The organism is Bifidobacterium kimbladii (genome assembly GCF_032193675.1).
GTDB classification, from domain to species: domain Bacteria; phylum Actinomycetota; class Actinomycetes; order Actinomycetales; family Bifidobacteriaceae; genus Bombiscardovia; species Bombiscardovia kimbladii.
The window spans coordinates 478551-493828 of sequence record NZ_JASTZZ010000001.1 but is presented as its reverse complement, the minus strand read 5'-3'; the positions used below and the strand labels follow the sequence as shown (position 1 = coordinate 493828).

Annotated in this window: 2 protein-coding genes, 1 tRNA gene and 2 pseudogenes; all 5 read left to right on the top strand. The window is 64.9% G+C overall.

The annotated features are described in order from the left end of the window. Positions 1-3: 3 nt before the first annotated feature. Positions 4-1839, top strand: coding sequence for an acetyl/propionyl/methylcrotonyl-CoA carboxylase subunit alpha (locus tag QRX41_RS02100; RefSeq protein ID WP_313838375.1), 1836 nt, complete (start codon positions 4-6; stop codon positions 1837-1839). Then, entirely contained in the window at positions 1836-3407 is a 1572-nt protein-coding gene (locus tag QRX41_RS02095; protein WP_313838373.1) for an acyl-CoA carboxylase subunit beta, read from the top strand. Before QRX41_RS02100 ends, QRX41_RS02095 begins: the two co-directional genes overlap by 4 nt. A 51-nt stretch (positions 3408-3458) precedes the next feature. Continuing rightward, positions 3459-6455 (top strand): annotated as a pseudogene (locus tag QRX41_RS08460) (fatty acid synthase subunit beta domain-containing protein); the annotation flags it as partial. Between the two features lie 606 nt (positions 6456-7061). Continuing rightward, positions 7062-12806: pseudogene (locus QRX41_RS08525) on the top strand (acyltransferase domain-containing protein); the annotation flags it as partial. 2268 nt (positions 12807-15074) lie between these two features. Continuing rightward, positions 15075-15148, top strand: a tRNA-Gly gene (locus QRX41_RS02085). The last annotated feature ends 130 nt before the right edge of the window (positions 15149-15278 follow it).

Genomic DNA, 15278 nt, shown 5'->3' with positions numbered 1-15278 from the left:
GGAATGAAAAAACTGCTGATTGCCAACCGCGGCGAAATAGCCTTGCGGGTCGTGCGCACCGCCCAGGAGATGGGCATCGCCACCGTGGCCGTCTATGCCGACCAGGATCGGGACGCCCCCTATGCCCAGATGGCGGACGAGGCCTACCTCTTGCCTGGGGACACCAATATGGAGACTTATCTGAACGAGGACCTGATCGTCTCCATCGCCCGACGGTCAGGCGCTGACGCCCTCCACCCGGGCTATGGCTTTCTGTCTGAGTTCTCCTCCTTCGCCCGCAAGGTGATCGAGGCGGGCATCACCTGGGTGGGGCCGGATCCCGAGGTCCTGGACGAGCTGGGCGACAAGATCACCGCCTGCAAGGTGGCCGAGCGGGCCAGGGTGCCCGTGGTGCCAGGCCTGAGCGAGCCCGTCACCGACATGCGCCCTTTGCTGGACTTCGCCGACGAGCACGGCTATCCGGTCATGATGAAGAAGGCTGACGGCGGCGGCGGCCGGGGGATCACCCTGATCAACGACAGCGACGAGCTGCGCACCTTTTACATGAACCATGATGCCCTTCAGGGCGGCGACCTGGGCGACTACTTCATCGAGAAATTCGTGGATCGGGCCCGGCATGTGGAGACCCAGTCCGGCAGGGACAGCCACGGTCAATTCACCGTCTACTCCACCAGGGACTGCTCGGTCCAGCGCCGCAACCAGAAGCTGGTGGAGGAGGCTCCGGCCCCCTTCCTGTCCGACGACGTGATCGCCCAGCTGGAGGGGTTCTCCCGCCGCCTGTTTGACACGGTGGGCTACGTGGGCCTGGGCACCTGCGAGTTTCTGGTCACCCCCAGGGACGATGTCTACTTCATGGAGGTCAACCCCCGGCTGCAGGTGGAGCATACGGTCAGCGAGCAGGTCTGCGGACTGGACCTGGTCCGCGAGCAGCTGCGGATCGCCGACGGCGGCTCCTTGAACGTGGCGCCCCCGCCCCGCGGCCACAGCTTCGAGCTGCGCATCACCAGCGAGGATCCGGCCACCAACCTGACCCCCAGCTCAGGGACCATCGAGTCGATTCAGTGGCCCTCCGGCCCCGGCATTCGCGTGGATTCGGGCGTCGAGGTGGGCGACACGGTCTCGCCCAGGGACGACTCCATGATGGGCAAGCTGATCGTGACCGCCCAGGACCGTCCGGCGGCCGTGGCCAGGGTTCGTAGGGCCCTGCGCGAGATGAGCATCAGCGGGGTCCCCACCCCGGCCGGCCTCTTCCAGAAGATCTTCACCAACCCCGAGTTCACCGCCGAGGACGGGCACTCCTTCGACGTGTCCACCAAGTGGCTGGAAAGGGTCTACCTGAACGTGGAGCCTGCCTCCAACGGGAGCGGCCAGCCCGCCTCGGTCTCCGGCGCTTCGGCCCAGGAACAGGACCGGGACAGCGATCCCATGGAGACCTACAACGTGGAGATCGACGACAAGCGGGTCAGGCTTGCTCTGCCCCAGTCGCTGCTGGGCGGCATGGGCGGCGTCGGCGGCCACGGCGGTATTGCCCGGCCTAGGCAGCCCTTGCGTGGGCGCGGGCTGCGGGATCAGGAGCCCGGCGTACCCCGGCAGGATGCGGCCCGGTCCGGCGTCATCGTGGCCACCATGCAGGCGGTGGTCACCCGCATCAACGTGGCCCCCGACCAGGAGGTCGACAAGGGCGACCTGCTGGTGGTGCTGGAGTCCATGAAGATGGAGAACTACGTCTATGCCCCGGCCAAGGGCCGCGTGAAGACCATCGATGTGGCCGTGGCACAAGGGGTGGATCCGGGACAGACCCTGGTCACCCTGGATCTGGGCGGGGAGGAGCAGGCATGATCGTCACCGAATCCACCTTGGGCTCCCAGCCGGTGCGCCAGGGCATCCATCGGGCCGCCGCTCTGGCCAAACAGGCCGAGGAGCACGCCCGCGACCGGCAGCATGCCAAGGGCAAGCAGACCGCCCGTGAGCGCCTGGATCTGCTCTTCGACAAGGACACCTTCGAGGAGGTGGGACGCTTCGCCGGCGGTGACATCGCCGGGGACCGGGCGGGCTCTGCGGTCATCACCGGCTTCGGCCTGGTCTACGGGCGCAAGGTCGGCGTCTACGCCCAGGACTTCTCCGTTCGCGGCGGCACCCTGGGCCGGGCCGAGGGCGAGAAGATCTGCCGGCTCATGGACATGGCCCTGCGGATCAAGGTCCCCATCGTGGCCATGATCGACTCGGGCGGCGCCCGCATCCAGGAGGGTGTGGCCGCTCTGACCCAGTACGGCCGCATCTTCCGCAAGACCTGCCAGGCCAGCGGCTTCGTCCCGCAGATCTCCCTGATCCTGGGCCCTTGCGCAGGCGGTGCCGTCTACTGCCCGGCCCTGACCGACCTGATCATCATGACCAAGGAGAACTCGGACATGTTCGTCACCGGTCCCGACGTGGTCAAGGCGGCCACCGGCGAGACCATCAGCATGGACCAGCTGGGCGGCGGCTACGTGCATAACACCCGTTCCGGCGTGGCCCACTATCTGGGCGAGGACGAGGCCGACGCCATCGACTACGCCCGGACCGTCCTGGCCTACCTGCCTGCCAACAGCGACCAGGAGCCTCCCCGGTACGCCTTCATCTCCGGCCATGCCGAGCGCCAGGCCGCGAAACGTTTGGCCACGGTCATTCCCGAGAACGACCGGCAGCCCTACGACGTGCTGGACGTCATCCACGCCATCGTCGACTACGGCGAGCTGGTCCAGGTCCAGGAGCTCTACGCCCGGTCCATCGTGGTGGGCTTCGCCTGCCTGGAGGGCCGGCCGGTGGGGATCGTGGCCAACCAGCCCATGGTGGACGCGGGCAGCCTGGATGTGGAGTCATCCGAGAAGCTGGCCCGATTTGTCCGCCTCTGCGACGCCTTCAACCTGCCGGTCATCACCCTGGTGGACACCCCTGGCTACAAGCCGGGCTCGGACCAGGAGCACGCCGGCATCATCCGTCGTGGGGCCAAGGTCATCTATGCCTACGCCAACGCCCAGGTGCCCATGGTCACCATCGTGCTGCGCAAGGCCTTCGGCGGCTCCTACATCGTCATGGGCTCCAAGGCCATCGGCGCGGACCTCAACTACGCCTGGCCCTCCTCGCAGATAGCCGTGCTGGGGGCCCAGGGCGCGGTCAACATCATCCACCGGCGCGACCTGCAGGAGGCCAAGGAGGCCGGCCGGGACGTGGATGAGCTGCGAAACAAGCTGGCCCGGGAGTATGAAACCAGCACCGTCAACGCCAATCTCTCCCTGGAGATGGGCGAGCTGGACGGCATGATCGACCCGGAGCAGACCAGACCGGTCCTGGTCCAGGCCATGGACCTTCTGGCAGACAAGCAGCGCGTCAGGGTCAACGACAAGCACCACGGCAACCAGCCTCTATGAGCTTCCCCTCGTCACTATCAGCAATCCCCAACTCTCTATGAATAGGACATCATGACCAGTACATTCTTCATCAATCGTCTCGCCGAGCAGCCGCACGCGCTCATGTTCGCCGGCCAGTCCAACCCCTGGACCGTGGCCCTGGCCGATCTGCAGGGCGATCCCGACATCGACAAGGCCCTGAGGGAGCGGATGGCGGCGGCCACCGACCTGCTCAGGGCGGTCAAACCCGACCTGCTGGCCACCAACGGCCGTCAGCTGGACCTGTTCGGCTACAAGCCCGACCCGGTCAGACTGGGACCGGCCGCCGACGCGGCTGTCAGCGTGCCCGGCATCGCCCTGGTGCAGCTGGGCGCCCTTATGGACATGGACCAGCTGGGCTACGATGCGGCCCAGGCCCGTCCGGTGGCCCTGCTGGGACACTCCCAGGGCATCATCGGCGTCCACATGGTCCAGGAGATCCAGGCGGCTGGGTCCCTCAAGGCCGCCCAGGGTGCCATCGACCAGATCCTGGCCACTGCTATGCTGATCGGCGCGGCCGGCACCCGCCAGGCCCGTCGTCTGGGCATCCACCGCCAGGGTGAGGCCACCCCTATGCTCTCGGTGCGCGGCGCCACCCGCCATCAGGTCGAGGTTCTGGTCGACCGGGTGCCTGGCGCTCGCGGCCCCATCAGCGTGGCTGTGACCAACTCGGATCGCAACCTGGTCCTGTCCGGCTATCCGGAGGATCTGGCCGCCTTCGCCATCGAGGCAGGCAAGGAGAGCGAGCACCAGCGCCAACTGCGCGAGGACAAGGTCCGTGGCGGAACCGCCTTCTCGCCGGTTCTGGAGTACCTGGATGTGACCCTGCCCTTCCACTCGCCGCTCATGAAGGAGGCTGTGGATCTGAGCGTGGACTGGGCCTCCCGCTGCGGTCTGGACACCGAGCGTGCCCGGGTCCTTGCCGAAGAGGTCCTGCTCAACCATGCCGACTGGGCCGGCCGGATCGCCGAGGTCATGGACCAGCAGGATGCCGCCTCCCTCTGGCTGGTGGATCTGGGCCCGGGCGAGACCCTGGGCAAGCTGGTGGACAACCTGGTCCAAGGCACCGGAGTAGGCGTGGTCGAGGCCTCCAACCAGGCCCGGCGCGCGCAGCTGTCCACCATGGAGGAGGATCCGGCCAGGACCCAGGACTGGTCCAAGCTGGCCCCTCGTCTGCTTGAGACCCCGGCTGGACCCCGGGTGGAGACGGCCTTCAGCCGGTTGACCGGCAAGCCCCCGGTCATGCTGGCCGGCATGACCCCGACCACTGTGGAGCCCGAGATCGTGGCCGCAGCCGCCAATGCCGGCTACTGGGCCGAGCTGGCCGGCGGCGGCCAGGTGACCGCCGAGGTCTTCGACCGCCATGTGTCCCAGCTGGAGGACCAGCTGCAGGAGGGCCGCACGGTCGAGTTCAACGCCATGTTCATGGACCGCTACCTGTGGAACCTCCAGTTCGGCAGTCAGCATATCGTGCCCAAGAAGCGCGCCTCCGGCACCCCCATCGACGGGGTGGTCATCTCTGCCGGCATCCCTGAGCTGGACGAGGCCGTGACCCTGATCCGTCAGCTCAACGAGGAGGGCTTCCCCTACGTGGCCTTCAAGCCCGGCACGGTGGACCAGATCCGCCAGGTCGTGGCCATCGCCCGCAAGGTCGCCCCCACCCACATTCTCATGGAGGTCGAAGGCGGAGCCGCCGGCGGTCACCACTCCTGGGAGTCCCTGGACGACCTGCTCTCGACCACCTACGCCGAGGTCCGTGCCTGCCCCAACATCGTTCTGGTGGCCGGCGGCGGCATTGGCACCCCTGAGCGGGCGGCCGACTACATCAGCGGCCAGTGGTCCCGCGCCTACCACCTGCCGGACATGCCCGTGGACGGCGTCATGATCGGCACAGCGGCCATGACCGCCAAGGAGGCCCACACCAATCCCGAGATCAAGCGGGCTCTGGTGGCCACCCCCGGCATCGACAGTTCCACCCCCGATCCGGACCCCTTCGCCCCCATGGGCGAGAAGTGGGTGCCCAGCGGCAAGTCGGTGGGAGGCGTGGGCTCCGGTCTGAGCCATCTGCATGCCGACATCTACGAGATGGAGAACTCCTCCGCCGAGTGCGGCCGTCTGCTGGTCCGGGTCATGAAGCACCCCGAGGAGCTGGAGACCCGCCGCGGGGAGATCATCGAAGCCCTGAACAAGACCGCCAAGCCCTACTTCGGCGATCTGGAGACCATGACCTACCAGGACTGGGCCCAGCGTTTCGCCGACCTGGCCTACCCCTGGGCCGACGACACCTACATCGACCGCTTCCTGCACCTGCTGCGGCGCATTGAGGCCCGTGTCTGCGAGCGTCAGAGCGGCGAGTTCGACTCCATCTTCGCCTCCAGGCAGGATGTGGCCGAGCCCGAGCAGGCGCTTCGCCGACTGCATGAGGCTTACCCCCAGGCAGCCGAGCTCAAGGTGGTGCCCACCGACGTGGCCTGGTTCCCCGTCCTGGTGCGCGAGTACCCCAAGCCCATGCCCTTCGTGCCGGTCATCGACAACGACCTGCTGCGCTGGTGGGGCCAGGATCAGCTCTGGCAGTCCGAAGATCCCCGCTACGGCGCCGACTCGGTCAGGGCCATCCCCGGACCCATCTCCGTGGCAGGCATCACCACGGTGGACGAGCCGGTGGCCTCCATTCTGGGACGGTTCGAGCAGGCGGCCATAGACCGGGTGCGCGACCTGGGCAGCGGTCCCGCCAAGGCCTACAGCCAGCTGGCAGGCGCTGCTGATGCGCAGGAGTTCATCCGCCGCAGCCCCAACATCTCCTGGGTGGGCCATCTGATGGCCAATCCGGCCTACGGGACGGCCATGGACGACCCCAACTACACCATCACCGCCACCGGCCAGGACGACCTGGGCGAGCACTACGACCTGGACATCCACCTGGATACCTACTGGGACGACGACCCTGACGGCGGTCTGGACCGGCATGCGGTGCGCGACATCGTCGTGCCGCTGACCATCAAGAGCGACCAGGTCGGCCTCTTCCCGGTGGTCGACCGCACCCGCCTGCCCAAGGATGTCTACGCCCTGCTGGCCGATACGGCCGGCATCGGCAACACCTCCATCACCGGCGAGAAGCTGGAGGCCATGCCTGCCATCGAGAAGGACGATGACGACCCTGAGCATCCCTTCGGCCTGGCCCACAGCGGCTACACCCTGGCATCCAACCTGGGCTTCGACCATGAGGCGGCCACCGGAGGCGCCCTGCCCGATGCGCTGATCCCCTCCGGCTTCGCCCCCGATGCGCTGGTGGGTCCGGCCTGGCCGGCCATCTACGCAGCCCTGGGATCCGTCTATGTGGATGACTTCCCCATCATCGAGGGACTGCTCAACGCGGTCCATCTGGACCATCTGATCGAGCTGGAGGTCAGCGAGAAGCGCCTGCTGGAGCATACCGGCCAGCGGATCGAGCTGACCAGCTGGGCCGAGCCTTACCAGGAATCTTCCTCCGGCCGGGTGGTGACCATCCATGTGGTCCACGCCGCCCAGGACGGGACTGTGCTGGCCCGCGAGGTCGAGCGCTTCGCCATCCGCGGCCGCGCCTACAGCGACCAGCTGCCCCAGGAGGCTCCCGAGTACGGCGGCATCCGCGCCGACACGGTGGACACGCCGCGCAGGCTGCTGCGTCGCGTCACCGTCACTGCCCCCAAGGACATGACTGCCTTCGCCCGCACCTCAGGGGACTTCAACCCCATCCACACCTCCAAGCGAGGTGCCGCGGTCTCCGGCCTGTCTGCGCCTCTGGTGCACGGCATGTGGCTGTCGGCCACCGCCCAATACGCGGCCCAGGCCACCGACGAGCAGGGCGTCCACTACGAGATCGCCGGATGGACCTACAACATGTACGGCATGGTCCAGCTGGGCGACAAGGTGGAGATCAGCCTGGAGCGCGTGGGCAAGGTCCGCCATGGCGGCCTGGTCCTGGAGGTCACCTGCAGGATCGACGGCCAGCTGGTCTCCCGCGGCACGGCGATTGCGCGCGCACCACGGACCGCCTACGTCTACCCCGGCCAGGGGATTCAGCAGCAGGGCATGGTCCTGGACGAGCGGGCCAAGTCCTCGGCCGCCCGCGAGACCTGGGAACGGGCCGATGCCCTGACCCGCAGCAAGCTGGGGTTCTCCATCCTGGCTGTGGTGCGTGACAACCCGCACACTCTGACGGCCAAGGGGGTCACCTACCACCATCCGGAGGGTCTGCTGAATCTGACCCAGTTCACCCAGGTGGCTCTGGCCACCGTGGCCTTCGCCCAGACCGCCCGCCTGCGCGAGTCCGGCATGGACATCTGGCCCGCCTACTTCGCCGGCCACTCCCTGGGCGAGTACAACGCCCTGAGCTCCTTCGCCGGGGTCATGTCCCTGGAGACGGTTCTGGAGCTGGTCTTCCACCGCGGTTCCACCATGCATTCCCTGATCGAACGCGACGAGCAGGGGCGCAGCAACTACCGGATGGGCGCCCTGCGTCCCAACCAGTTCGGCGTGGGCGACTCCGGGGTCAAGCAGTATGTGGAGTCCGTATCCAAGGAATGCGGCGAATTCCTGGAGATCGTCAACTACAACCTGGCCGGCCAGCAGTACGCTGTGGCCGGGACCATCGCTGGTCTGGAGTATCTGCGAGCCGACGCCAACCGCCGGGCCAAGGAGGCGGGCGGCAAGCCGGCCTTCATGTACGTGCCCGGCATCGACGTGCCCTTCCACTCCACACTGCTGCGCAAGGGGGTGCCCGAGTTCCGCGACACCCTGGACGCCCTGCTGCCCGAGCACATCGACTACTCCCGCCTGGAGGGTCGCTACATACCGAACCTGGTTGCACGTCCCTTCCAGATGACCAAGGAGTTCGCGGCTTCCATCCTGGAGGTGGTCCCCTCCGAACGCATCAAGCAGGCGCTGGACGATCCCCAGGTCTGGGACCAGTATGCGGCCGACGACCAGAAACTGGGCCGTCTGCTGCTGACCGAGCTGCTCTCCTGGCAGTTCGCCTCTCCTGTGCGCTGGATCGAGACCCAGGCGATCATGTTTGATGCCCCCGAGCAGGGCGGCCTGGGCGTGGAGCAGCTGATCGAGGTAGGGCTGGGCCATTCACCCACCCTGGCCAACCTGGGCACCAAGACCCTGAAGTTGCCCGACTTCCGCGAACGTCACGTGAGCGTCTACAACCTGGGCAGGGACGAGAGCCGGGTCTATCTGACCGACACTGATCCCATGGCCCCGGTGGAGGAGGAGCCCGCAGCTCCGGTCCAGGAATCCAGCCCTGAACCTACTCAGGCTGCTGCGCCCGCACCTGCATCGGCTCCGGCCCCTGCCCCTGCAGCAGCCGAGGACTCGGCCCCCGCTCCGGCCCCGGCGACCGGCGGCCCATCGGGTGCCGATGTGGCCGACCTGCCCTTCAAGGCCTCGGATGCCATCGCCGTCCTGCTGGCCTACTCCACCAAGATTCGTCCCGAGCAGATCGGGCAGACCGACACCACCGACACCCTGACCAACGGCGTCTCCTCCAGGCGCAACCAGCTGCTGATGGACATCAGCTCCGAGCTGGGCGTGGCCAGCGTGGACGGCGCCGCCGAGGCCAGCATGACCGACCTGAGCGCCCTAGTGAACAAGGTGGCCCCCAACTATCGGCCCTTCGGCCCGGTGCTCTCCGACATTGTGCGTGAACGCATCCGCGACCTCTTCGGCCCCTCCGGCCTCAAGCTGCAGCAGGTGGAGCAGCGGGTCTCCAACGTCTGGCAGCTGGGTGCTGGCTGGGTCTCGGCCACCGTGGCCAGCCTGGTCCTGGACACCCGTGAGGGTGCATCCTCGCGGGGCGGCGACCTGGCACTCCTGCCCACCGAAGCCGTCTCCACTGTGCCTGCAGCCAATGCGCTGATCGACCAGGCCGTTCAGCAGGTGGCCCAGCGTCACGGCGTCACGGTCTCCATGCCCTCTGCAGGCGGTGCCGCCGGCGGTGCCGTAGTCGACTCCGCCGCCCTGGATGCCTTCGCAGCCCAGGTGACCGGCTCTGAGGGTGTGCTGGCCTCCACGGCCCGCTTCCTCCTGGACAAGCTGGGGCTTGAACCCCCGGCCGTCCAGCCTGGCGAGAATGAGGATGCTGCCGTCGTGGCTGCCGTCGATGCCGAACTGGGCAGCGACTGGCCCGAGCAGGTGGCGCCACGGTTCGAGGCCTCGCGCGCCGTCCTCTTCGACGACCGCTGGGCCAGCGCCCGTGAGGATCTGGCTCACATCTACCACGAGCATGATGATGACCGCAGCCGCCTGAGCTTCGTAGGAGCCGGACGCGAGGTGCACGATCAGGCCGTCTGGTATGCCGAGCAGGCGCGCAACCGCGGCGAGCAGGATCTGGCACGGGTCTTCAGCGGCATAGCCGACCAGGCCATGACCCCAGCCGATTCGGACCAGGCCGCCGCACGGTTCGCCAAGGACGTGGCCGTGGTCACCGGCGTGGCCCCCAAGTCCATCGCGGGATCGCTGACTGCGGGCCTCCTGGAGGGTGGGGCGACGGTCATCGCCGTCTGCCACTCCCTGAAGCCGCAGACCGTCATCTGGGCTCGCGACCTCTATCGCCGTCATGCCGTGGGCGGTGCTCGTCTCTGGATCGTGCCTGCCAACCTGTCCAGCTACCGGGATGTGGATGCCCTGGTCGACTGGGTCGGCAACGAGCAGCGCAAGACCACGGGGGCCACGACCACCGTGCTCAAGCCTGCTTACGAGCCCACCCTGCTGCTGCCCTTCGCAGCCCCCGCCATGCACGGGACCATGGCCGACTCGGGCCGGCTCTTCGAGTCCCAGGCCCGGCTCATGCTCTGGAGCCTGGAACGCCAGATCGCCGGGTTCGCCGGCATCGGGGCGGACACGGACGTCGACCACCGTCTGCATGTTGTCCTGCCTGGCTCTCCCAACCGCGGCATGTTCGGCGGCGATGGAGCCTACGGGGAGGTCAAGGCCGCCCTGGACGCCATCGTCAACCGGTCCCGCCCCGAGCAGGACTGGTCCGGCCGCGTCACCTTCGCCCACCCGCTGATCGGCTGGGTCCGTGGCACCGGGCTCATGGGCGGCAACGATCCACTGGTCCGGGCGGTGGAGCGCCACGGCATCCACACCTACTCCACCGGGCAGATGGCTGATTCCCTGCTGGAGCTTTGCACTGTAGAGGCACGTCAGCAGGCTCTTCAGGCCCCGATTAAGGCCGACCTGACCGGTGGATTGGGCTCCAGCCCGCTGGACCTCAAGGCCCTGAAGGCTGAGGCTGCCCAGGACGACGATCCGTCGACGCCGGCTCCAGCCGGAAAGCCCGGGGATGCGCCCGCAGATGCCGACAAGGATCCAGACCGGGTCATCAAGGCCCTGCCTACACCCCGGGTGCCCGCCCAGGCCCCGGTGGATCTGCAGGATTGGCAGGGCGTGACTGCTCGGCCCGAGGATCAGATCGTCATTGTCTCCATCGGCGAGATGGGTCCCTGGGGTTCTGGCCGCACCCGCTTCGAGGCCGAGATGGGCATCCACTCGGATGGCCAGGTCGACCTGAGTGCCGCCGCCGTGCTCGAACTGGCCTGGAACATGGGTCTGGTCGAGTGGCAGGACAGCCCCAAGCCGGGCTGGTACGACACGGACGGCGAGCTGGTCCCCGAGCAGGACATCGCCGAGCGCTACCACGACCAGGTGGTGGCCCGCTCCGGCATCCGTCCCTTCGACGACGGCATGGGCTCCGACTACCGCCAGGGCACCAATGAAGAGGAGGTGGACGTCTTCCTGGATCACGACGTGGCCTTCTCGGTGCCCACCAAGGACATGGCTCAGGAGTACGTGGCCCAGGATCCGGACCACACCAGCATCGCCCGCGACGAGCAGTCCGGCGAGTGGACCGTCACCCGTCTGCCGGGCTCCCGCATCCGCGTGCCGCGCCGGGCCACCATGTCCAGGACCGTAGGCGGCCAGTTCCCCAAGGGCTTCGACCCGGTCAAGTGGGGCATTCCCGCCTCCATGGTCGGGGACGTGGATCAGATCGCCCTCTGGAACATCGTGACCACCGTGGACGCCTACCTGTCGGCCGGATTCACCCCGGTGGAGATCCTACAGGCCGTGCACCCCTCCAAGGTGGCCTCCACCCAGGGGACCGGCTTCGGCGGCATGGCCTCCATGCGCAAGCTCTACCTGGACCGCTTCCTGGGCAAGGAGATCCCCACGGACATCCTTCAGGAGGCCCTGCCCAACGTGGTGGCCGCGCACGTCATGCAGTCCTACATCGGCGGATACGGCAACATGGTCCAGCCGGTCTCGGCCTGCGCCACGGCTGCGGTCTCCCTCGAGGAGGGCGCCGACAAGATCGCCCTGGGCAAGGCGGACTTCGTGGTCACGGGCGCCATCGACGACATCGGCGTGGAGTCGGTCATCGGCTTCGGCAACATGAACGCCACCGCCGATTCCGCCGAGATGTACGCCAAGGGCATCCAGCCCCGGTTCTTCTCCCGGGCCAACGACCGTCGGCGGGGCGGCTTCCTGGAATCCCAGGGCGGCGGGACCATCCTGCTGACCCGAGGCGACATCGCCCTGCGCATGGGTCTGCCCGTGGCTGGCGTGGTCGGGTACATCCACTCCTTCGCGGATGGCGCCCACACCTCCATCCCCGCACCCGGGCTGGGGGCTCTGGCCGCCGGCATGGGCGGCAAGGACTCGGACCTGGTGCGCTCGCTGGCCAAGCTGGGGGTGGACCCCGACGATATCGCCGTGGTCTCCAAGCATGACACCTCCACCAACGCCAACGACCCCAACGAGTCCGAGCTGCACAACACCCTGGCCCATGCCATCGGGCGGACAGATGGCAACCCGCTCTACGTCATCTCCCAGAAGAGCCTGACCGGCCATGCCAAGGGCGGCGCCTGCATCTTCCAGATCAACGGGCTCACCCAGCTCTTCCGGTCCGGGGTCATCCCGGCCAATGCCTCCCTGGACTGCGTGGATCCGGTCCTGAGGCGCGACGACCATCTGGTCTGGCTGGAACAGCCCCTGAAGGTGGGCAGGATCAAGGCTGGGCTGGTTACCTCCCTGGGCTTCGGCCATGTCTCCGGCATCGGGGTCATCGTCAGCCCCGGAGCCTTTGAGGCAGCCGTGCTCCAAACCTCCGGCCAGGAGGCCCTTGATGAGTGGCGTTGCCGGGCCAACGACCGTCTGGCCGCTGGTCAGCGCCATCTGGAGGAGGGCCGCATGGGTCGGGCCCCGCTCTATGAGCCCATCGACAACCGCCGTTTCCATGAGGACGGCCACGGGTATGTGGGTCACGAGATTGAGAAGGCTATGCTGCTGGATCCCCAGGCTCGACTGGGTGCCGACGGCTACTACGACCGGGGATGAGAGCAGTGTGAACCAGCTGGGCTTCCGTCTGAAGCAATAGATGGAAGTCCGGTGAGGGAACAGTCATTGCGATGATCGGGGAGGTGGGCCAGACGGCTTGCCTCCCTTATTGTCTTACCATTGGGTGCGGCTGTCCCTTGTCTTCATGCCTTATGTACAAGGACTCCCTTGCAGGTATGCGAGCTATCTGGTCGTCAGGACTTATTGGTCATTGGAGCTGTTGTAATGGCTGTGCATAAGGGATTTTGTCCGAATATTGCCCGTATGTTGCTCAACCGGCGGTGTGCTATTGCCAGGCTGCGATTGGAGCCTTTTCACAAAAAGGTATAAAAAGTAGATGGGTGACCCAGATTTTACTTGGGATTATTGCTGGGCCACCCAAATGGCCGAACTCGTCTTGGGGGAGTGTCCGGCCTCTTACTCGTGCGAAGTTTTAGTGCTAGTGATCGCTGTAATGGAATTCCTACTGCTGAGGTTTGCTGCCATAATACTCATGGCAAGAAGCCCGATTATCATAGCCACGCCGATATTTTCCCCTTCAGCTGTGGGCTGGACGCCTGCAGACAGGGAGAGTCGCTGGTTGTTGATGTCGCCGGATCGGTCGATCGAATTGAACGTTTAGCGGACGGCCACTATCACCATAATTGGTTGTATGCGGGGGTTGGGGTGACATTCCAGGTGCCATCGCCGTTTTGTTTCAGTCAGGTTTTCTGTTTCTGCCAAGGATCACCTCAGCGGGCACACCACTTGTAGGGAAAGGCATCTCGGCGGTACGACGATTGACTGCATTGAGGGGATTGCCTGTTTTCAGCGGTCTATTCGGGTTGATTTCCTGGACATGAGTCCTTATGTCTGGAGCAAGGCCCTGGGAATGGAAGGCACCTATGCTGCATGAAGTGATTTGTAAGGAGTACCGTCTTATTATTTGGAACAAAGGCAGGCAAACCCCGCGTGTGCACGATGCTGTCGCCCAGCTCTCACTAATTATTGACGCCACACGGATAGGCGTCCCTCATAGGAAGCGGCAGCCAGTGAATAAGGGTAACTCGTACTGACCGAGCGTTTCCGCTTAGGAACCACACTCATCGGTGCTCACTGCGCTCGCGTGCATAGTCATATTGCAGCAAGTTATCGTTCATGTCTAAGGGAATACAAGGAACATCGCGACACCGAAAGCGACACCGCACAATGCGAATATCGTAGCTCCAGCGAGTCGCTTCATGTAGTCCGGCTTGCCCCAATTGTTTTTGAGGTCATCCGAACATGCTGACAGACAATGTTTAATCACCGATATCATTTCATTCCCTTTCTTAAGAAGGAGCTGCAAGATGCAAGACTGTCAAAATAGGTAGGGTCAATCCCGTCGATGTTGAAGCAGAACAAGTTGTCGTATAGGCTATGGTGCTAGCTGTGCATCAGCAAGTAGCATCCGACCTTATCTGCAAACAAATTTCATCTCTTCGTTAGTCAAAGCAGAAGAGCCTGGCTAACTTCTTGTCAATTATATTCGGCTATAGTTCCCTTCTGAACTGTGATCAACTACTTGTTTCCCGCCGTTCTCGTTTTTGAGAACCGCGTAATAGATATCTACTGATGTTGCTGTAAATGCTATCAGAAGAATTGATGCTCATACTGTTATCGCCAGCATGAATTCAACTTTTGTGATCGATGCTCGGGCATAGTGGAACTCCCGTTCTCGAAAGATAAAGTTGTTGTGTGTGGAGAATTTGTCGATGCCAATGTCAACTATCTCTGATTATCATTCTCTAACATCGGATGGCAGCACGTTACCAGTCTGATTCCCCCTTGCTCTGTAAGAATGAATAATCTTGCGGAAATCTGTCAGCCAAGTTCCGCGTAGAACATTTATTCTTTCCATCCATATCATCCGACAAGGAGTGGTCACCGTGTGAGCATGGACGATCCCGCAGTACTCCGGCAGTCGCTGGAACGGACGAGGTGTTCCTTGGATCCACGGGATTGATCCATGGATACGCAGAGAAGCGATACTGGCAACGGCGCGATCTCTTATTCAGGGTGGATGAACCGCCTGAGACTAGTCCACAGCCGCCAGGGATCAGAATTTCTGTACGGATCTTCACGATTATCCGCAGAGGAGGGGTAATCAGCGCCGGTTTCCATGGCGCCGAGGGGTTCTCCCCAGTGATGTATACGTACGTTTATTGCCAAGTTCCACCGGGCGATGACCGATGTACTGCATGTTCCGGCCGGCCCATGTGCTATGCTCTGTACCGAGCCAACGGCTTTGCGGGCGTAGCTCAATGGTAGAGCCTCAGTCTTCCAAACTGATTACGCGGGTTCGATTCCCGTCGCCCGCTCCACGATAATCGCTGGTATTCCGCCATTCTTGATGGTTTCTCCAGTCACTCGGAGCGGTCAGTATCAAGCCTGACTGAGTGAGATTTTTCCCCAGTAATCGGCGATTTAGGGCTCAATGGGTACACGATAGGG

What these genes read in the sequence shown, in the direction of transcription:
- QRX41_RS02100 (WP_313838375.1), top strand. Translation starts at nt 4, where the DNA reads ATGAAAAAACTGCTGATTGCCAACCGCGGCGAAATAGCCTTGCGGGTC.
- QRX41_RS02095 (WP_313838373.1), top strand. Translation starts at nt 1,836, where the DNA reads ATGATCGTCACCGAATCCACCTTGGGCTCCCAGCCGGTGCGCCAGGGC.